The 20,812-nt window shown below is 62.6% G+C and carries 18 protein-coding genes and 2 tRNA genes; 5 read left to right on the top strand and 15 right to left on the bottom strand.

All coding sequences use genetic code 11. The features are described from left to right. Positions 1–144 precede the first annotated feature (144 nt). The 4 genes from panB (at position 145) to U0O11_RS00775 (ending at position 3,780) form a co-directional block, all read left to right on the top strand. Positions 145–936: a 3-methyl-2-oxobutanoate hydroxymethyltransferase gene (gene panB / locus U0O11_RS00790; protein ID WP_054556449.1), complete on the top strand. Its 792-nt coding sequence runs from the start codon at positions 145–147 to the stop codon at positions 934–936. Then, positions 936–1,790 carry a pantoate--beta-alanine ligase gene (panC, locus tag U0O11_RS00785; RefSeq protein WP_324691093.1) on the top strand — a complete coding sequence of 285 codons (855 nt, stop codon included), beginning with the start codon at positions 936–938 and terminating at the stop codon, positions 1,788–1,790. The genes panB and panC overlap by 1 nt, the downstream gene beginning before the upstream one ends. A gap of 122 nt (positions 1,791–1,912) precedes the next feature. Then, positions 1,913–2,293 (top strand): aspartate 1-decarboxylase, encoded by a 381-nt coding sequence (gene panD, locus U0O11_RS00780; protein ID WP_043333409.1) that lies wholly within the window; start codon positions 1,913–1,915, stop codon positions 2,291–2,293. Between the two features lie 305 nt (positions 2,294–2,598). Continuing rightward, positions 2,599–3,780: an acetyl-CoA C-acetyltransferase gene (locus U0O11_RS00775; protein WP_284893083.1), complete on the top strand. Its 1,182-nt coding sequence runs from the start codon at positions 2,599–2,601 to the stop codon at positions 3,778–3,780. Between the two features lie 172 nt (positions 3,781–3,952). On the opposite strand, the gene pnp is transcribed toward U0O11_RS00775, so the two are convergent. From pnp to rlmE, 15 genes are all read right to left on the bottom strand, one after another. Then, entirely contained in the window at positions 3,953–6,094 is a 2,142-nt protein-coding gene (pnp, locus tag U0O11_RS00770) for a polyribonucleotide nucleotidyltransferase (protein ID WP_317292496.1), read from the bottom strand. 248 nt (positions 6,095–6,342) lie between these two features. Next, positions 6,343–6,612, bottom strand: coding sequence for a 30S ribosomal protein S15 (rpsO, locus tag U0O11_RS00765; RefSeq protein ID WP_024952154.1), 270 nt, complete (start codon positions 6,610–6,612; stop codon positions 6,343–6,345). A 98-nt stretch (positions 6,613–6,710) separates the two neighbouring features. After that, positions 6,711–7,640, bottom strand: coding sequence for a tRNA pseudouridine(55) synthase TruB (truB, locus tag U0O11_RS00760; RefSeq protein ID WP_054556446.1), 930 nt, complete (start codon positions 7,638–7,640; stop codon positions 6,711–6,713). Beyond that, entirely contained in the window at positions 7,640–8,065 is a 426-nt protein-coding gene (gene rbfA / locus U0O11_RS00755; protein ID WP_043333400.1) for a 30S ribosome-binding factor RbfA, read from the bottom strand. The genes truB and rbfA overlap by 1 nt, the downstream gene beginning before the upstream one ends. Positions 8,066–8,092: 27 nt before the next feature. Beyond that, positions 8,093–10,537, bottom strand: a complete 2,445-nt coding sequence (infB, locus tag U0O11_RS00750; protein ID WP_043333398.1) for a translation initiation factor IF-2 — start codon at positions 10,535–10,537, stop codon at positions 8,093–8,095. 28 nt (positions 10,538–10,565) lie between these two features. Then, positions 10,566–12,059: a transcription termination factor NusA gene (gene nusA / locus U0O11_RS00745; RefSeq protein ID WP_054556444.1), complete on the bottom strand. Its 1,494-nt coding sequence runs from the start codon at positions 12,057–12,059 to the stop codon at positions 10,566–10,568. 76 nt (positions 12,060–12,135) lie between these two features. Continuing rightward, the gene (gene rimP / locus U0O11_RS00740) at positions 12,136–12,594 is read right to left on the bottom strand and encodes a ribosome maturation factor RimP (RefSeq protein WP_043333393.1); all 459 of its coding nucleotides are present in this window, start codon (positions 12,592–12,594) and stop codon (positions 12,136–12,138) included. Between the two features lie 123 nt (positions 12,595–12,717). After that, positions 12,718–12,794, bottom strand: a tRNA-Met gene (locus U0O11_RS00735). Between the two features lie 103 nt (positions 12,795–12,897). Then, a tRNA-Leu gene (locus U0O11_RS00730) sits at positions 12,898–12,984 on the bottom strand. Positions 12,985–13,046: 62 nt separating this feature from the next. Continuing rightward, the gene (secG, locus tag U0O11_RS00725; RefSeq protein ID WP_043333391.1) at positions 13,047–13,433 is read right to left on the bottom strand and encodes a preprotein translocase subunit SecG; all 387 of its coding nucleotides are present in this window, start codon (positions 13,431–13,433) and stop codon (positions 13,047–13,049) included. A 5-nt stretch (positions 13,434–13,438) separates the two neighbouring features. Then, positions 13,439–14,185, bottom strand: a complete 747-nt coding sequence (gene tpiA, locus U0O11_RS00720) for a triose-phosphate isomerase (protein ID WP_107335694.1) — start codon at positions 14,183–14,185, stop codon at positions 13,439–13,441. Between the two features lie 215 nt (positions 14,186–14,400). Next, positions 14,401–15,750, bottom strand: coding sequence for a phosphoglucosamine mutase (glmM, locus tag U0O11_RS00715; RefSeq protein WP_043333386.1), 1,350 nt, complete (start codon positions 15,748–15,750; stop codon positions 14,401–14,403). After that, a complete protein-coding gene (gene folP / locus U0O11_RS00710) occupies positions 15,747–16,589 on the bottom strand; it encodes a dihydropteroate synthase (RefSeq protein ID WP_240548772.1) in 843 nt (280 codons plus the stop codon). Before folP ends, glmM begins: the two co-directional genes overlap by 4 nt. Before the next feature lie 487 nt (positions 16,590–17,076). Next, entirely contained in the window at positions 17,077–19,077 is a 2,001-nt protein-coding gene (ftsH, locus tag U0O11_RS00705; protein WP_215823701.1) for an ATP-dependent zinc metalloprotease FtsH, read from the bottom strand. Between the two features lie 481 nt (positions 19,078–19,558). Further along, entirely contained in the window at positions 19,559–20,182 is a 624-nt protein-coding gene (gene rlmE, locus U0O11_RS00700; protein WP_225347478.1) for a 23S rRNA (uridine(2552)-2'-O)-methyltransferase RlmE, read from the bottom strand. Positions 20,183–20,461: 279 nt separating this feature from the next. Here rlmE and yhbY point away from each other — a divergent pair, with 279 nt between their 5' ends. Beyond that, entirely contained in the window at positions 20,462–20,776 is a 315-nt protein-coding gene (gene yhbY / locus U0O11_RS00695) for a ribosome assembly RNA-binding protein YhbY (protein ID WP_043333380.1), read from the top strand. The last annotated feature ends 36 nt before the right edge of the window (positions 20,777–20,812 follow it).

Genomic DNA, 20,812 nt, shown 5'->3' with positions numbered 1-20,812 from the left:
GCCCACTTTGGCCTGTGCGGTAACACTTTCTGGTAACACCGGCCCGTGTCGCCCGCAGTCCGCCCTCGGCGGCCTTCTCGCGATCGCGGCTGCTCGACGCCACGGGCAGCCGCGTCATACGCGCCGCAACGAGTAAGCGTCCCGATGAAAAACGTCACCCTGAGCACCCTGCGCCGCCTCAAGGCCGATGGTGAGACGTTCAGTTGCCTCACCGCCTACGATGCCACCTTTGCTCATCTTGCCAGCGATGCCGGCATTGAAGTGCTGCTGGTCGGCGACTCTCTCGGCATGGTCCTGCAGGGCCATACCAGCACCCTGCCCGTCACCATCGATGACATCTGCTACCACACCGCCGCCGTGGCACGTGGCAAGCAAGGTAGCCTGCTGATGGCCGACCTGCCCTTCATGAGCAATGCCAGCACCGACATCCTGCTCGACCATGCGGCGCGTCTGATGCGTGCCGGCGCCGAGATGGTCAAGGTCGAAGGCGAAGCCTGGCTGGCCGATGCCGTCACCGCGCTCGTCCAGCGTGGCGTGCCGGTCTGCGTGCACATGGGCCTGACGCCACAGCACGTGCATGCCTTCGGCGGCTACAAGGTGCAGGGTCGCGACGAGGCACGCGCCGAACAGATCATCGCCGATGCGCGCACGCTGGAAGCCGCAGGCGCCGCGATCATCCTGCTCGAATGCGTGCCGTCCGAGCTGGCCGCGCGCATTCGTGATGCCGTCGAGGTGCCGGTGATCGGCATCGGTGCCGGCGTGGACGTCGATGGCCAGATTCTGGTCATGCACGACATGCTCGACCTGACGCCCGGCCGCAAGCCGCGCTTCGTCAAGAATTTCATGAGCGATGCCGGCAGCGTGCAGGAGGCCTTCGCCGCCTACCACCAGGCGGTCAAGACGCGCAGCTTCCCGGCGCCGGAGCACGGCTTCTGATGAAAACCGTCTCCCAGATCAACGTCCTGCGCGAGCAACTCGCCCAGGCACGCCGCGATGGCCTGCGTATCGCGCTGGTGCCGACCATGGGCAATCTGCATGCCGGCCACCTGTCGCTGGTCCGTGAAGCGCGCCGCCACGCCGACATGGTCGTCGCGAGCATCTTCGTCAACCCGCTGCAGTTCGGCCCCGGCGAAGACCTCGACAGCTATCCGCGCACCCTCGAGGCCGACCAGAATGCGCTGGCCGCCGAAGGATGTGACCTGCTGTTCGCCCCCTCGACGGCAGAACTCTACCCCGCGGGCCGCGACGGACTGTGCAACGTGCAGGTGCCGGGCGTTTCCGAAGGCCTGTGCGGCGGCAACCGTCCGGGTCACTTCGATGGCGTCGCCACCGTCGTCAGCATCCTGTTCAATCTGGTGCGCCCTGAAGTCGCCTGTTTCGGCGAGAAGGACTTCCAGCAGCTGGCCGTGATCCGCAAGCTCAACCGCGACCTGCACTTCGGCATCGAGATCATCGGTGTGCCCATCGTGCGTGCCGAGGATGGGCTGGCGCTGTCATCACGCAACGGCTACCTGAGTGCGCAGGAGCGCGCCATCGCGCCGCGTCTCAAGCAGTGCCTCGACGCCCTGAAGGCTCGCCTTGAGCAGGGCGTGACGCGTGATGTGGCGCTGCGCGAGGCACTGGCCGCCATCAGCGAGAGCGGCTTCAAGCCGGACTACCTCGAGCTGCGCCGCGCGGCTGACCTGGGGCCGGTCGAGGATGACACGCGCGAGGCGGTGATTCTGGTCGCCGCACACCTGGGCCGTACGCGCCTGCTCGATAACCTGAAGGTCGCCTTGCCGGTGGCCTGATGCCTGATTAGACTGCGCCGCCTTGCACCCTGGCGTGGCACTGTCCGCCACGTCATGCGCGCCATGGCCCTGGTCCCAGGGCCTTGATCTGCGCCCGGCGGCGCTCAACCGGAGACATCCTGATGCAAGCCATCATGCTCAAGGCCAAGCTGCACATGGCCCGCGTGACTCACGCCGTCCTCAACTACGAGGGCTCCTGCGCCATCGATGGCGACCTGCTCGACATGGCAGGCATTCGTGAGTACGAACAGATCCAGATCTACAACGTGGACAACGGCAAGCGCTTCACCACCTATGCCATTCGCGGCGAAGAAGGCTCGAAGATCATCTCGGTGAACGGCGCCGCAGCCCACCAGGCCGATGTCGGCGACCGCGTGATCATCTGCGCCTTCGCCCACTACGCCGAGAGCGAACTGGACGCGCACAAGCCCTCCATGGTCTATCTGATGGAAGGCAACGAGGTAAGCCATACGGCCAACGCCATCCCGGTCCAGATGGCCTGAGAACCCCTTGCTGCCTGCCGCTCCACGCCCTGAGGGCTGATGCTTTCAGGCCTCGAGCCTGCCGCGAGCGCTCCAACACGACGCCAGCCCTGCCTGCCAGAGCGCTGGCGTCGTGCCGTCTGGAGAGGCGATACGTATGGCTAAAGGCTGACACTGGAGATGCCCTTTGGCGATTGCCGCACCGCACAAAACTGCCTTATGCTGGAATCTCACCTCAGCAGGACTGCGCCTCGCCCGCTTGATGGCATGGCCATAGTCGCAGCCAATTGACTCAGACAGTCTCGCAAGAGAACAGGAGCGTTCAGATGCAGGATGTGGTGATCGTAGCAGCCCGTCGTACCGCCGTAGGCGCCTTCGGTGGCAGCCTGGCTGGCATTTCCGCCGCGGATCTCGGCGCACATGTCATCAAGGATATCCTCGCCAGCACGGGTGTCAGTGGCGATCAGGTCGATGAAGTGCTTCTGGGCCAGGTACTGACAGCAGGATGCGGTCAGAACCCGGCACGTCAGGCGGTCATCAAGGCAGGCTTGCCGGAAGGCGTGCCCGCCATGACCATCAACAAGGTCTGCGGGTCTGGCCTCAAGGCGCTGCACCTGGCCACCCAGGCCATCCGTTGCGGCGATGCCGAGCTGATTCTGGCCGGCGGTCAGGAAAACATGTCCCTGTCTCCGCACGTGCTGCCCAACTCGCGTGACGGCAAGCGCATGGGCGACTGGAAGGCGATCGACTCCATGGTCCACGACGGTCTGTGGGATGCCTTCAATGACATCCACATGGGCATCACCGCCGAGAATCTGGCCGAGAAATACGAGATCACCCGTGAAGCCCAGGACGCCTTCGCGGCCGCCTCTCAGCAGAAGGCCTGCGCAGCCATCGAAGCTGGCCGCTTCAAGGGCCAGATCGTCCCGGTCGAGATCCCGCAGCGCAAGGGCGACCCGATCGTCTTCGATACCGACGAGAACCCGCGCGCCGGCACCACGGCCGAGAAACTCGCTGGCATGCGCCCGGCCTTCAAGAAGGACGGCACCGTCACCGCCGGCAACGCCTCGGCGCTCAACGACGGCGCTGCCGTGGTCATGCTGTGCTCCGCCGACAAGGCACGCGAGCTGGGCCTGACGCCGCTGGCGACCATCAAGGCCTACTCCAACGCGGGTGTTGATCCCAAGATCATGGGCATCGGCCCGGCGCCGGCGACTCGCCTGTGCCTCAAGAAGGCCGGCTGGAGCCTGGAAGACCTCGACCTGATCGAAGCCAACGAAGCCTTCGCCGCCCAGGCCCTGTCGGTCAACAAGGAGCTGGGCTGGGATGTCGACAAGGTCAACGTCAATGGCGGCGCCATTGCCCTCGGCCACCCGATCGGCGCCTCCGGCTGCCGTGTGCTGGTCTCGCTGGTGCACGAGATGATCGAGCGTGATGCCAAGAAGGGTCTGGCGACCCTGTGCATCGGTGGCGGCCAGGGTGTCGCGCTGGCCATCGAGCGCAGCTGATCGCTCACATATCTGCACCCCCGCCTGAACTCTCGCTGCTCGCGCAATATTGAGCAGGGAGATATGAAAAAAGCCCCCGCCAGTGACCTGGCGGGGGCTTTTTCTTGCCCGGAGGATGCGCCTCTCATGCAGAGCAGGCAAGACCGGGGCGGGGACGCTCCGCGACGATCGGTCAGTCCTGGGCGGCGGCCTCTTCAGCCTGAGCAGCGGCAAAGGCCGCCTTCTCTTCTTCGCTGATCTCTTTCAGCGACAGCTTGACGCGATTGCGGTTGTCGATGTCGAGCACCTTGACCACCACCTCATCGCCTTCGTTGAGGTAGTCACGTACGTCATTGACCCGCTCCTCGACGATCTGCGAGATGTGCAGCAGACCATCGGTGCCCGGCATGAAGGTGATGAAGGCACCGAAGTCGGCGATGCGCGCCACCTTGCCGGCATAGAGCTTGCCGATCTCGGCCTCGGCAATGATGCCCTCGACGTACTTGGCAGCCGCCTGTGCCTGCGCCTTGTGCTCGGCATAGATGCGCACGCTGCCATCGTCGTCGAGATCGACATTGGCCCCGGTCTCTTCACAGATCTTGCGGATGGTGGAGCCGCCCTTGCCGATCACGTCGCGCACCTTGTTGGGTGCGATCTTTAGGGACAGCATCGCCGGGGCATTGTCCGAGACTTCCTGGCGACTGGCGGCCAGCACCTCATTCATCTGCGCGAGGATGGTCAGACGTGCCTCGAGGGCCTGTTCCAGCGCCTGCTCAAGAATCTCCTCGTCGATCCCCTCGATCTTGATGTCCATCTGCAGCGCGGTAACGCCTTCCGCGGTCCCCGCGACCTTGAAATCCATGTCGCCGAGGTGATCCTCATCGCCGAGGATATCGGTCAGTATCGCGACGCCATTGGCGTCCTTGACCAGCCCCATGGCGATACCCGCGACCGGCGCCTTGAGCGGCACACCGGCGTCCATCAGCGCAAGCGAGGCGCCACACACGGATGCCATCGAGCTCGAGCCATTGGATTCGGTGATCTCGGAGACGACACGGATCGCGTAGGGGAAGGCCTGCAGCGACGGCAGCATGGATTCGATGCCCCGACGCGCCAGACGCCCATGACCGATCTCACGCCGCTTGGGCGCGCCGATGAAGCCTGTCTCGCCGACGCAGTAGGGCGGGAAGTTGTAGTGCAGCATGAAGCGGTCCTGCTTCTCGCCGGACAGCCCTTCGATCAGCTGTGAATCGCGCGTGGTCCCCAGGGTGGCAGTGGCGATCGCCTGGGTCTCGCCGCGGGTGAACAGCGCCGAGCCATGCGCCTTGGGCAACACGCCGACCGCCATGTCCAGCGGTCGCACGGTGCGGGTATCACGACCATCGATACGCGGCTCGCCGGCGATCACACGCTGACGCACGATACGCTTCTCAAGCGCCGTGAAGGCCGTGGCGACGGCCTCGACACTGAAGCGCGCATCATCCTCGGCACCCAGCAGGTCGATGGCCTGCGCCTTGAGCGCCGACAGACTGTCCTGACGCGCCATCTTGTCACTCAGGCGATAGGCATCACCGATCCGGGTGGCGAAGCTCTGCTCCAGCGCCTCGACCAGCACGCGGTCGAGCTTCTGCGGCACCCACGCCCACTTGGGACGATTGACCTTGGCGGCGAACGTCTCGATCCCCGTGATGGCCTTCTGCATCTCGTGATGGCCATAGAGCACGGCGCCGAGCATCTCGTCTTCCAGCAGCTCCTGGGCCTCGGACTCGACCATCAACACAGCCTTCTCGGTCCCCGCCACCACCATGTCCAGCTCTGAATGCGCCAGTTCGCTGTAGCCGGGATTCAGGAAGTAGCCGCGCTGCTCGCTGAAGCCGACGCGCGCCGCGCCCACGGGGCCAGCGAAGGGCACACCGGAGATGCAAAGCGCTGCAGAGGTGCCGAGCAGTGCCGCGATGTCCGGGTCGACATTGCGCTCCGCCGACATCACCGTACAGACCACCTGCACCTCATTCATGAAGCCTTCGGGAAACAGCGGGCGCATCGGACGGTCGATCAAGCGTGAGGTCAGGGTTTCCTTCTCGGTGGGACGCCCTTCACGCTTGAGGAAGCCGCCGGGGATGCGCCCCGCCGCGTAGGCCTTCTCCTGATAGTGGACCGACAACGGGAAGAAGGACTGGCCGGGTTTCGGCGACGCCTTGGCCACCACGGTGCACAACACCGAGGTATTGCCCATGGTCACCATCACGCTACCGGTCGCCTGACGCGCGATGCGGCCGGTCTCGAGGGTGATGGTGTCATTACCGTACTGGAAGCTGTGCGTTACCGGGTTCACGGCGCATGTCCTTTAATCTGATAGTCATCGATGCCAGGCGCTCATGGTAAAGCGCGCCACAGGCAATGAAAAGCGGGTTGATCCCACGCGACAAGCGGGCTGCAGCGCGGGTCGAGCCTCTGATCTGAAGCCCGGATCACCTCGGTATCAGGCACAAAAAAACCGACACCGCCCGCAGGCAGTGTCGGTTTTCCTGTGCCCACCGGGGGCCCGCCATGCACCGAAGTGCATGGCGGCAACATCGCTGATTAGCGACGCAGACCCAGACGCTGGATCAGAGCGGTGTAACGCTCGAAGTCCTTGCGCTTGAGGTAGTCAAGCAGCTTGCGGCGCTGGTTGACCATGCGGATCAGACCACGACGGGAGTGGTGATCCTGCTTGTTGGCCTTGAAGTGACCCTGCAGGCCATCAATGTTGGCGCTCAGCAGAGCAACCTGAACTTCCGGGGAACCGGTGTCGTTCTCGCCACGGCCGAATTCGGTAACGATCTCAGCCTTCTTCTCAGCGGTAAGTGCCATCTGTCTCTCCAGTAAGCAATATGCTTGATAGATTAGAAATGTCGAAGACCACGCATATTTGCAGTCTTCATGCGGCTTGCGGCGAGGCCGCAATCAGCTCACCCAGCCGCCGCCTCGACGGCAGAACTGAGCAGTCGGCGAGGAGCGATGACGCCCTCCGCCGCAATCCGGACCAGCCCGAGCAACTGCTGGTCCTGATACACACGAGCCAGGGAGTCCACTTCCAGCGACCCTGTCGTCGTTTCAGCCTGTTGACCACGCAATATCATCCGCGCCATCTCGGCAGTGATGTCGAGACGCGGGAGATGATCGAGCAGGATGTCGACAGGTAACAGAACGCCTTCACGTGCCTGCTGGTCAGCCAGCGCCTCGAGGCGCTCGAAATCCAGCATGGCATCACCCGTGAACGGGCCCGTCTTGAGACGACGCAGTGCCGTGAGGTGGGCTCCACAGCCCAGCGCCTCGCCGATATCCTCGGCCAGACTGCGTATGTAGGTACCCTTGCTGACCGCCACTTCGATCTCGATGCCATCGGAGTGCCGCGCAAGAAGCGCCATATTGTAGATGGTAACGCGACGGACTGCACGCTCGATTTCAATCCCCTGGCGCGCCAGCTCGTAGAGCGGACGTCCCTGGTGCTTGAGCGCGGAGTACATCGGCGGTACCTGATCTATCTCGCCACGGAACCTGTCCAGCACCGCGTCCAGCTCGGCCTGCGCAATCTCGGGAATCTCCCGCTCGCGAATCACCGTGCCTTCCGCATCACCGGTATCGGTGACCTGGCCAAACTTGATCCGTGCCCGATAGACCTTGTCTGCCTCGAGAAGATGCGAGGAGAACTTGGTCGCTTCCCCGAAGCAGACCGGCAACAAGCCGGTCGCCATCGGGTCGAGCGTGCCGGTATGACCGGCCTTCTGCGCCTGGTAGAGGCGACGAGCCTTCTGAAGCGCATAGTTGCTGGACATGCCCTTGGGCTTGTCCAGCAACAGAACGCCATCGATCGGCAAGCCGCGACGACGACGCGCCATCAGGCGTCCGGCGTGGTGCCCGGGGCACCATCTTCGCTGTCGTCATCACCGCGTTCAGCACTGCGCTTGCGATCGTCGGCGACCGCATCGTTGATCAGTGAGGACAGGTGATGGCCACGAACGACGCTTTCATCGTAATGAAAACGCAGTTCCGGCACGTGGCGCAGCTGAATGGTGCGCGCCAGCTGGGAGCGCAGGAAACCTGCCGCGCGCTTGAGCACGGCGAGGTTTTCCTTGATGCGTTCCGGGCTGTCGTCACCCAGCAGGGTCACGTAGACATCGGAGTAGGACAGGTCGCGGCTGACCTTGGCGGCGCTGACCGTCAGCATGCCAAGGCGCGGGTCCTTGACCTCGCGCTGAATCAACAGCGCGAGCTCTTGCTGGATCTGGTCCGCCACGCGGTCAGTACGGCTGTATTCACGCATCCGTGATCTCTCCTTGCAGGGGCGCTATCAGAGCGTGCGCTCGACCTGGATCTGGTCGAACACCTCGATCTTGTCGCCAACCTGCACGTCGTTGTAGTTCTTGACGCCGATACCACATTCCATGCCGTTGCGGACTTCGTTGACGTCATCCTTGAAGCGACGCAGGGATTCCAGCTCGCCTTCATAGATGACCACGTTGTCACGCAGCACGCGGATGCGCTTGGAGCGGTACATGTTGCCTTCGACGACCATACAACCGGCGATCGCGCCGATCTTCGGTGCCTTGAAGACATCGCGCACTTCGGCAACACCGACGATCTGCTCGCGGAATTCCGGTGCCAGCATGCCAGTCATGGCCAGCTTGACCTCGTCGATCAGCTGGTAGATGACGCTGTAGTAGCGCAGATCCAGACCTTCACGTTCGACGATCTCACGCGCGGAGGCGTCAGCACGGACGTTGAAGCCGACCAGGATCGCTTCGGAAGCGAGCGCCAGGTTGGCATCGGTACCGGTGATACCACCGACACCGGAAGAGACCACGGCCACCTTGACTTCTTCGGTGGAGAGTTCTTCCAGCGCGCCACGGATGGCTTCCAGAGAACCCTGTACGTCGGCCTTGAGGACGACGTTGACCTTGGCGACTTCGTCCTGCCCCATCTGGGAGAACATGTTCTCCAGCTTGGCCTTCTGCTGACGTGCCAGGCGCACTTCGCGGTACTTGCCCTGACGGAAGTTGGCGACTTCACGTGCCTTCTTCTCGTCCGGGACCACGGTGAACTCTTCACCGGCGTCCGGCGTGCCACCCAGGCCCTGGATCTCGACCGGCATGGCCGGACCCACGGAATCGACCTGCTTGCCGAGTTCGTTGATCAGCGCACGCACACGGCCGTAATGCAGGCCGGCGAGGACGATATCGCCCTTCTTCAGCGTACCGTTCTGGACCAGCACGGTCGCGACCGGACCACGGCCCTTGTCGAGACGGGACTCGACCACGACGCCTTTACCCGGCGCGGACGGCACGGCCTGAAGTTCGAGAACTTCGGAGACCAGCAGGACACCTTCGAGCAGCGCGTCGATGTTTTCGCCGGTCTTGGCGGAAACGTGGACGAACTGGGTATCACCCCCCCATTCCTCGGAGATGACACCGTGCTGGGACAGCTCATTCTTGACGCGGTCCGGATCAGCACCCGGCTTGTCGATCTTGTTCACCGCCACGACCATCGGGACACCCGCGGCCTTGGAGTGCTCGACAGCCTCGATGGTCTGCGGCATCACGCCATCATCGGCAGCCACCACCAGGATGACGACGTCGGTCGCCTTGGCACCACGAGCACGCATGGCGGTGAACGCCGCGTGGCCCGGGGTATCCAGGAAGGTGATGTCACCGTTGTCGTGTTCGACGTGGTAGGCACCGATGTGCTGGGTGATACCACCCGCTTCACCTGTGGCGACCTTGGTGCGGCGGATGTAATCCAGCAGCGAGGTCTTGCCGTGGTCGACGTGACCCATGACGGTAACGACCGGCGCGCGGGTGATCTGCTCACCTTCGTAGGAGATGCCTTCGAGAACGGCTGTCTCGAGTGCGTCATCCTTGATCAGCTTGGGCGTGTGGCCCATTTCCTCGACCACGATGGTCGCGGTTTCCTGATCGATCGTCTGGTTGATGGTGACCGCAGCGCCCATGTTGAACATGGTCTTGATCACTTCAGACGCCTTGACGGCCATCTTGTCGGCGAGGTCTGCCACTGAGATGGACTCAGGGATGGAGACTTCACGGACGAAGGTCTGGACCGGCTTCGGCGGCTGACGGTTCGCATCACGGCCACCACGACGACCACCGCGACGCTCGGCGCGCTTGACCTTCTTGGCCCCGCCACGCTTGCGTTCGCTACGGTCTTCACGGGCTTCGCGACGATCACGTGATTCATCACGCGGCGCAGCCTTGGCGCGACGCGGTGCATCACCACGCGGCTCCTTCGGCGGCGCATTGACTTCCGGCGCAGCGTCGGCGGCCGGTGCAGCGGCAGCAGCCGGTGCACTCTGACGCGGACGCTCTTCGCGACGGTTGTCATTGCCACGACGCTCTTCGCGCTGCGGTGCCGCAGCCGGCTTGTCCGCAACGGCAGCTGCCGGTGCAGCAGCAGCCGGCGCTTCTGCAGCCTGCTCTTCGCCCTCTTTGACGTAGGTACGCTTCTTGCGCACCTGCACCTCGATGGACTTGCCGCGACCGCTACCCGTGTTGATGCGAGACTTGGTCTTGCGGGTCAGGGTAATGCGGTTCTTGGGCGCTGCCGGAGCGGCGCCACCACCGTGGCTCTTGGTGAGGTGATCAAGCAGCTTCTGCTTGTCGACCTCAGAGACGGCGTCGTTCTCTGACTTGTGCTTCAGACCCGCTTCATGCATCTGTTCCAGTAGGCGGGCTGACTCGCGGCCCACCTTCTTGGCGAATTCTTTGACTGTCATTTCTGACATGTACGACCCTCCTGAGCCCGTGACCTAGTTACTGTTCGCTTGCGAACCAGGGCGCGCGGGCGGTCATGATCAACGCCGCTGCTCGCTCTTCGTCGACGCCTTCGATGTCTTTCAGATCATCGATGGCCTGCTCAGCAAGGTCTTCCATGGTGACGATACCCTTGCTGGCCAGGATGTATGCCAGATGACTCTCCATGCCTTCCATGTTGAGCAGGTCTTCGGCCGGCTGTGCGCCGTCCAGTTGCTCTTCAGTGGCGATGGCGAGATTCAGCAGTTCATCCTTGGCCCGAGCGCGCAGCTCCTCGACCAGATCCTGGTCAAAGCCCTCGACCTCGAGCATTTCCTCGAGCGGGACATAGGCGATTTCCTCGAGTGAGGTGAAGCCCTCGTCCACCAGGACACGGGCTAGATCCTCTTCAATCTCGAGATGAGTGATGAAATATTCGACGAAACTGTCGATTTCCTGCTCGCGCTTGCCCTCGGCTTCCGCCTCGGTCATGACGTTGAGCTGCCAACCGGTCAGCTCACTGGCCAGACGAACGTTCTGACCGCTGCGGCCGATGGCCTGAGCCAGGTTGTCCGCAGCGACAGCGACATCCATGGAATGGGTGTCTTCGTCGACCAGAATGGAACCGACATCTGCCGGCGCCATGGCGTTGATGACGAGCTGGGCAGGATTGTCATCCCACAGGATGATATCCACGCGTTCGTTACGCAGTTCATTGGACACGGCCTGCACGCGTGAACCACGCATGCCGACACAGGCACCGATCGGATCGATGCGCTTGTCGTTGCTCTTGACCGCGATCTTGGCGCGCGAGCCCGGATCACGGGCAGCACCCTTGATCTCGATCAGCTGCTCGGCGATTTCCGGGACTTCGATCTTGAACAGCTCGATGATCAGCTCAGGACGCGTACGCGACAGGATCAGCTGAGAACCACGAGCATCCGCGTCGACTTTCCACAGCAGGGCACGAACCCGCTCGTTCAAGCGGTAGCGCTCGCCGTGAATCATCTCACCGCGCGGCAGGAAGCCTTCGGCGTTGTCGCCCAGATCGATGATGAGGCCATCACGTGTCGTCTTCTTGACGATACCCGCGACCAGCTCACCTTCACGCTCGGCGTAAAGGCGCACCACTTCCGCACGCTCGGCCTCGCGCACCTTCTGCACGATGACCTGCTTGGCGGTCTGTGCAGCGATGCGACCGAACGCTTCGGATTCGATCTGCTTCTCGACCACGGCACCCAGCGCCAGCGGCTCTTCGCGCTGTTCGGCGATGCTGGCCTTGATCTCGTAGTCCGGCGTCTCGAACTCGTCGTCTTCGACGACGGTCCAGCGACGGTAGGTCGCGTAATCACCGGTGACACGATCGATCTTGACGCGGATATCCGCCTCTTCCTGATCGAAACGCTTGCGTGACGCCGAAGCCAATGCCGCTTCGACGGCTTCGAAAATCACATCCCGCGGCACGCCTTTCTCGTTGGAGATGGCGTCAACGACCAGCAGAATCTCTTTGCTCATGACTTTGCCTCGCCAGAAACCTGTCCTTGCGCATCGACCCGGGCTCGCAACGCGAGCGGTGTGCCGACAACGTCAGTTATTTGAACTGCGGCACAATGCGTGCCTGGTCGATGCTTTCAATGGGAAAGCAGTATTCTTCTTCATCGACCCGGATCACGACATCACCGTCTTCGGTGCCAGTCACCAGCCCCTGGAACTTGCGCTGGCCATCGAAGGCCTGGCGAAGTCGCAGTGCCACCACGTGACCGATGTAGCGCTCGTACTGGTCAAGCGTGAACAACGGACGATCCATGCCTGGAGACGAGACTTCAAGCTGGAACTGACCGGTAATGGGGTCTTCGACATCCAGTACGGCACCCACCTGACGACTGACGTTTGCGCAGTTGTCCACGGTAATGCCATCGGGATGGTCGATATAGATCACCAGACGGGACTGCTTGCCTTGGGAGAGATAGTCGATACCCCAGAGCTCGAAGCCCAGAGCAGAGACGACTGGATCGATAAGCGCGTTAAGCGCAGCGTCCTTGGTTGACACAGACGAGGCTCCTACAGCAGTTGCATCAGGCACCTGACCGGGAGTAGAGAAGAGAGCTAGGTGGCTGATTGGCACTGGTGCTAACAAAAAGCCCCTTCATAGGAAGGGGCCTTTCAAGAAACTTGGTAGCGGGGACCGGATTTGAACCGATGACCTTCGGGTTATGAGCCCGACGAGCTACCAGACTGCTCCACCCCGCAACAATAGTCGGACGATGGTAATGTCACCGAAAAAGGAGGTCAAGGAATGACGTCTTTCCAAGGTGGCAGAGTTGCGTCCAGACTGCCAATCGATCTAACAAGATGGTGCCGAAGGGGGGACTTGAACCCCCACGACCATAAGGTCACTACCCCCTCAAGATAGCGTGTCTACCAATTCCACCACTTCGGCACGGGGGCGGGTATCGCCTGAGACGTTACCCGGAAGAATTCAAAGTTAACGCCTTGAATTCCTTAGAGTGCTGGTTGGTCTGCGTTGCCGCTTTCCTCAAGCACTGGCGACGTATTCTCCACACTTTCCTCGGAGTCGTCAAGTGATGGCAGTGAATTTTTCTGCTGCTCGATCACGCTGGCATTCGGAATGCCCGCTTCGACTGACGGCTGGTTGGCGTTGGACGCGAACCAGGCCAGTGTCAGAGAGGTCGCGAAGAAGCCCGCGGCCAGAACACCCGTGAAGCGCGCGAGGAAGTTGCCGCTACCGCTGGACCCGAAAACGGTCTGGGAAGCACCACCGCCACCAAAGGCAGCGCCAGCTTCGGCACCCTTGCCCTGCTGGAGAAGGACGAGCACGATCAGCGCGACCGCGAGTACCACATGGACCATCAGAACGGCTACTTGCATGAGATTCAACCTGCAGACTGGCAAATGGCTAGGAATTCGTCGATCTGGAGCGAGGCACCGCCCACGAGACCGCCGTCGATATCCGGCTGCGCAAGCAGCTCGGCGGCATTGGCAGCTTTCATGCTGCCGCCGTACAACAATTGCATTGCCTCGGCAAGCGAGGCAGACCACTCGGCCAGGCGCGCGCGAATGGCCGCATGGACCTCCTGCGCCTGCTGGGGCGAGGCGGTGCGCCCGGTACCGATGGCCCAGACGGGCTCATAGGCGACGACCAGACGCGTGCGCGCATCGGCGGAGAGTGCGGAGAACACCGCCTCCAGCTGACCCAGCACGACACGCTCCGTGTCACCGGCTTCACGCTCCTCGAGCGTCTCACCGACGCACAGCACCGGTGTGAGGCCAGCGGCAAGCGCCGCCTCGACACGCGCCAGTACCGCCGCATCGTCTTCAGCATACAGGCTTCGACGCTCCGAGTGACCGACCAGCACCATCGTGGCACCGACATCCTTGAGCATCTGACCCGCCACTTCGCCGGTAAAGGCACCCTCGCTCGCCGGGTTCAGCGTCTGCCCCGCCAGCGCCACGCTCACAGGCATGCTCGCGCGAGCGGCGCTCAGATAAGGGAAAGGCACTGCCAGCGCCACCTGAATGCCTTGCGGCAGCTCAGCCGCCTGCAGACCCCGGGCAAACTCATCGACCAGGGCAAGATCACCATTCATCTTCCAGTTTCCGGCAATCAGCGGTGTACGCATGTGCTTCTCCCTTGTGAGCAGTGCGAGGATGGTAATGGAGCCGCCCTTGACTGACAACCTTCGCGACCCCTGTCAAGCCCCGTGATCCGGCACGATCAGGCTCGGGGCAACTGCCAGAAACGACAACAGGCGCACTCGGCGCCTGTTGTCGTGCTGTGCAACCCGACCGCTCAGCGACGTGAACCGTCGCCCCGGCGAGCTGCCTTGTCAGCGCATCACGCCGACATGCTGGATTCGACCGTCGCGGCGATCTGACCCGCCAGCGCATCGACATCGAAGTGCGGACGCCCTTCGACCATGACGCGAATCAGCGGTTCCGTGCCGCTGGGACGCAGCAGCACGCGCCCTTCGTTGCCCAGCGTCTGCTCCACTTCGACCACCGCGGCCTGCACGGCGTCCGCCGCCATCAGTGCCTTGTTGTCACAACCCGGCGCCAGACGCACATTGATCAGCGCCTGCGGGGCCTTTTCGAAGCCGACCAGCAATTCACTGAGCGAGCACTCTTCACGCGCCATGATCGCCAGCACCTGCAGCGCCGAGACGATGCCATCACCGGTGCTCTGGATATGGCTGCAGACGATGTGACCGGAGGATTCGCCGCCCAGCTGCCAGCCATTGGCTTCCAGACGCTCGATGACATAGCGGTCACCGACCTTGGCACGCTCGAAGGGAATTCCCAGGCCTTCCAACGCAGCCGCCAGACCGAAGTTGGACATTAGGGTGCCGACGACACCACCGCCCAGCACGCCGCGCTCGTGACGGTCACGCGCGATCATGTAGAGGATGTCGTCGCCATCGATGACACGGCCATCGGCATCCACCAGGATCAGGCGGTCGCCATCCCCATCGAAGGCCACGCCCAGATCGGCGCCCTGCTCGATGACGGCCGCGCGCAGCGCCTGCGGGTGCGTGGAGCCGACGCCCTGATTGATGTTGAGGCCATCCGGCTCACCGCCGATGACGCTGACCTTGGCACCCAGCTCACGGAAGACGTTCGGCGCGATGTGATAGGTCGCGCCATGCGCGCAATCCAGCACCACCTTCATGCCGTGCAGGCCCAGGCGACCCGGCAGCGTGGACTTGCAGAATTCGATATAGCGACCGGCCGCATCCTGGATGCGTGACGCCTTGCCCAGGCTGTCCGGGCCGACGATCACGATGTCACGGTCCAGCTCGGCTTCGATCTCGGCTTCCAGCGCATCATCCAGCTTGGTGCCGGCAGCGGAGAAGAACTTGATGCCGTTGTCCGGATAGGCGTTGTGGGAGGCCGAGATGACGATGCCGGCATCGGCGCGGAAGGTGCGCGTCAGATAGGCGATCCCCGGCGTCGGCATCGGGCCGAGCAGGGACACATCGACGCCCGCTGCCGAAAGGCCGGACTCGAGCGCGGATTCGAACATGTAGCCCGAGATGCGCGTGTCCTTGCCGATCAATACCTTGCCGCGGCCGTGACGGGCGAATACGCGGCCTGCCGCCCAGCCCAGCTTGAGCATGAAGTCTGGCGTGATGGGGAATTCCCCGACCGTGCCGCGAATACCATCCGTACCAAAATAACGTCGACTCATCGTATCGTGCCTTCCTGTAGCACGGCCCATGCCATGTCGACAGCGTCGACAGTCGGGGCCACGTCGTGAACGCGAAACAGTCTGGCCCCGTCACGAACGGCCAATGCCGTCAGTGCCAGGTTACCAGCCAAGCGATCCTCTACCGCGCGCCCGAGGGCATTGCCGATCATACTCTTGCGTGACGTGCCGATCAGCAGCGGGAGGTTGAATTCATGCAACTGCGCCATGCGGTGATACAGGCGCAGATTGTCTTGCAGTGACTTGCCGAAGCCAAAGCCGGGGTCCAGCAGCAGTCGCTCACGCGCGATGCCCGCCGCCTCACAGGCCGCGATACGCGCCGCCAGGAACGTCCGGACTTCCTGCTCGATGGACTGAGCATAATGCGTATCCTGCTGCATGGTGTCCGGCTCGCCGCGCATGTGCATCAGACAGACGGGCAGGCCGCTGTCAGCGGCGGCCTCGAGCGCGCCGTCTCGATTCAGCGCACGCACGTCATTGATCATGCCGGCCCCCAGCCGTGCGGTTTCGCGCATGACTTGCGGGTTGCTGGTATCGATGCTCACCAAGGCGCCCAGCTCGCTCACCAGCCGCTCCACCACCGGGCAGACCCGCTCAAGCTCTTCTTCGGTGCTGACCGGCGTCGCCCCGGGTCGTGTCGACTCACCGCCGACATCGATCATCGCGGCACCATCGCCCAGCATCTGCTCGGCATTGCGCAGCGCGGCGTCCAGGGTCGCGCTGCGGCCGCCATCCGAGAAGGAGTCCGGCGTCACGTTGAGAATCCCCATCACCCGCGGACGCGAAAGATCGAGAAGGCGTCCAGCGCACTCCAATGACATCAGATGGCCCACTCGAGGCTCGAGAGGCGCACTCAAGGCAGAATTCGTCATGGCATTCCATGCAGGCGAGAGGGACACGAAGGTGGCTTCGCAGCCCGGTCAGAAATGATTGCGCACCACTTTAAAGAGCCAGCCCATGGTGCGCAAGGCGTGGAATGGCCACCACACGGGGCGTCAGCAGATGGCAACGCCATTGGCTCAGACCTTTCACCCCACGCTCATCATGGCGCTGACAATGCCCGTGCAGAGACATGAGTCAACACCGTCACGCCGCGGCGTAGGCCACTCATCAGCAGCACCTTAACTTCACCAGCATCATTGCTGCAGCGGTACAGGCCAGCATTGCTGCAGACAAGAAAACGCCCGACTGGCAAGCCAGTCGGGCGTTTTCCTTTCAGAGGCTCAGGCATCGCATGCGATATCAGGCGCCCCTTATGCCTACATCGGGCCTACATCAGGCCTGCATCAGGCCTGCATCAGGCGTACATCAGTGACCGCTCGGGCCACCCAGCGGGTCAGACGGGCGACGGCGATTGCTGTCGTCATCTTCACTGCCATCAGCGTCATCATCCGCCTTGGGAGCTTCCGGCGCTTCCGCCTTCGGAGTGTCGGCAACCGGGGCCACCAGGCCACCATCACCGCCGCTCGCCGGGCCACCCCAGTCCTTCGGCGGACGCGGAGCACGACCTGCCATGATGTCCGCCAGCTGCTCGGCATCGATGGTCTCGTAGGTCATCAGCGCTTCGGTCATCGCATCCAGCTTGTCGCGATTCTCTTCCAGGATCTGCTGCGCCTTGGCGTAGCACTCGTCGATGATACGACGCACTTCCTTGTCGAGACGCGAGGTGGTGTCGCCAGACTTCAGCTTGCCGCCACTCTGACCCGGGCCACCGAGGAACTGATGGGACTCGTCCTCGTCGTACATGATCGGGCCCATCTCGCTGGAGAGACCCCACTTGGCGACCATGTTGTGGGCAAGCTCGGTAGCACGCTTGATGTCGTTGGACGCGCCGGTGGTGACACCGTTCGGGCCCAGCGTCATCTCTTCGGCGATACGACCGCCGAACAGCGAGCAGATCTGACTGATGATCTGCTGACGCGAGTAGCTGTAGCGATCCTCTTCCGGCAGGAACATCGTCACACCCAGCGCACGACCGCGCGGAATGATCGACACCTTGTAGACCGGGTCATGCTCGGGCATCACCAGGCCGATGATGGCGTGGCCAGACTCGTGATAGGCCGTGTTGCGCTTCTCTTTCTCGGACATGACCATCGATTTGCGCTCGGCGCCCATCATGATCTTGTCCTTGGCCAGCTCCAGTTCTTCCATGCCGACCAGACGCTTGTTGCGACGCGCGGCGAACAGGGCGGCTTCATTGACCAGGTTGGCCAGGTCCGCACCGGAGAAGCCCGGCGTACCACGTGCAATGTTGACCGGCACGACGTCATCGCCCATAGGCACCTTGCGCAGGTGGACGCCGAGGATGTGCTCGCGGCCACGGATGTCCGGCAGCGCGACGGTCACCTGACGGTCGAAGCGGCCCGGGCGCAGCAGCGCGGGGTCAAGCACGTCAGGACGGTTGGTCGCGGCGATGACGATGATGCCGTCGTTCGCCTCGAAACCATCCATCTCGACCAGCAGCTGGTTCAGGGTCTGCTCACGCTCATCGTGACCACCGCCCATGCCGGAACCACGGTGACGGCCGACGGCGTCGATCTCATCGATGAAGATGATGCACGGCGCCTGCTTCTTGGCCTGCTCGAACATGTCACGCACACGGGAGGCACCGACACCGACGAACATCTCGACGAAGTCAGAACCGGAGATGCTGAAGAACGGCACCTTGGCTTCACCGGCGATCGCCTTGGCGAGCAGGGTCTTACCGGTACCCGGCGGGCCTACCATCAGGACGCCACGCGGAATCTGACCGCCAAGACGCTGGAACTTGCTGGGGTCCTTGAGGAAGTCGACCAGTTCCTCGACCTCTTCCTTCGCTTCGTCACAGCCTGCGACGTCGCTGAAGGTGGTCTTGATCTGGTCTTGGCTCAGCAGCTTGGCCTTGGACTTGCCGAAGCTCATCGGGCCACCCTTGCCGGCGCCGCCACCCTGCATCTGGCGCATGAAGAACATGAAGATGGCCAGAATGATCAGAATCGGGAAGCTGGCAATCAACAGGCGTGTCCACAGCGACTGCTGCTCAGGCTTCTTGCCGATGACCTCCACCTTGTTGGCAAGCAGGTCATCCATCAGCTTGGGATCGGACGCCGCCGGCCGGATGGTGGTGAAGCTGGAGCCATCGGCCCGCTCACCCTCAATGGTGTAACCATCGATGGTCACACTCTTGATCCGGTCGTTCTGCACCTGCTGGACGAACTGTGAATAGTTCATCGCCTGCGGCGAGGTATCGACGCTGAAGTTGTTGAACACCGTCAGCAGCACTGCTGCGATGATCAACCAGAGAATCAGGTTCTTCGCCATGTCGTTCAAGGGGACACCCTCATTGCATGAATCTGTCTTGGCATGCCGTGAATACTCCGACTGCCGTCTTGTGGTGGCCTGCCATGCTATCTGATCGTGCCTGCGGGGTATCAAGTCAGCGCAACGCGCCACTTCGCCTACCGAGTCACTCAAAGCTTGCCGTGCATTGTGCTACTTGCCTGCCAGCATCGGTAAGGCATTGAAACCCACCGAACTGTCACTGGCCCATCGTACTCAAGACCCAATGATATCGACACTACACCAGATGGGGGCTGGCAACCATTGCTTAAAGCCCGACGATGGACTATTGCGCCGATAGACAGCCTGCATCAGCCAGCGCTGCGACTCGCCCGGACACATTGGCGCCAGTCTGGACGAGCATCGCATGGCTCGCCTTAACCCGCGATGAAGCATGCGACCAGCAACGTGGAAATCTCGCCACCGCGAGCTGATGCCTGCCGCGTGCAGCGGCATGCAAGGACACTGACCATCAGCCCTTGAAGCCCTGCCCCAGCAGATAGACTTCGCGTGAGCGTGCACGCGACGCTTCCGGCTTGCGGGTCACGACCTTCTTGAAGCTGCCACGCATGTCCTTCAGATAGGCATCGAAGCCCTCGCCCTGGAAGACCTTGACCAGGAAATTGCCGCCCGGCTTGAGGGTCTGGCGCGCCAGATCCAGCGCCAGCTCGACCAGATACATGCCGGCAGGCTGATCGATCGCGCTCATGCCGCTCATGTTGGGCGCCATGTCGGAGATCACGAGATCCACCGGGCGGTCACCCAGGGTAGCCAGAATCTGGTTCAGCACGGCCTCTTCGGTGAAGTCGCCCTGAATGAAGTCGACACCGGCCAGGGCGTCCATCTCGAGAATGTCGGAGGCGATGACCACGCCTTCCATGCCGACGCGGTCCGCGGCGATCTGGCTCCAGCCACCGGGGGCTGCGCCGAGGTCGATGACGGTGGCGCCCGGCTTGAGCAGGCGGTCCTTGTCATCGATTTCAATCAGTTTGTAGCTGGCACGGGAACGATAACCGTCGGCCCAGCTGCGCTGGACATAGGCGTCATCAAAGTGTTCCTTCATCCAGCCAGCACTGCTCTTGCTGGGGTGAGCCACGTTGTCACCTGGAATGTCGGGGAAAATCGAATACTGGCGGGAGATAGCGCGGGGGATAACGACGACACGAAAGGCGTGGCAAGCATGCGCACGGGTCGTGTCATGAGCGTCGTCATGGAGTAGAATGGCGGGTCCTGCGCGCGGTTCCGCCCGTGGGCACAGACATTGCCTGCGCAACAGACGGGTTCACACCCCTGGATTTCAAGCCCTGGAGTCGACCCTGTCTTTCGCTACGCTCCCCGCTCCCATCGGACGCCAACAGGGAAACTTTACGATACCATGAGCTTGTCACAGTCACAAAAGAAAGCATTTCGCAGCATCGGGCACCATCTTGACCCGATCGTCACCGTCTCGGAAAACGGCCTTTCCGAAGGCGTCGTGACCGAACTGGAGCGCGCACTGCACGATCACGAACTGATCAAGCTGAAGCTGGCGATCAACGATCGCGAAGCGCGCGGCGAGGTGGCTCGCCACCTGTGCAGCGAAACCGGCGCGACCCTGATCCAGAGCATCGGCAAGATCGCTCTGCTGTATCGCCGCAACCCGCAGGCCAAGCCGAAGCTGTCGAACGTACAGCGCTTCAGCGAGAAGTAAGCCGCCGGCCCAGGCCTGACGAGGCTCACCTCGCAC

The organism is Cobetia sp. D5, from assembly GCF_035666195.1.
GTDB lineage: Bacteria > Pseudomonadota > Gammaproteobacteria > Pseudomonadales > Halomonadaceae > Cobetia > Cobetia amphilecti.
The sequence above is the reverse complement of the archived record's forward strand: the minus strand, read 5'-3'. Positions and strand labels throughout refer to the sequence as shown.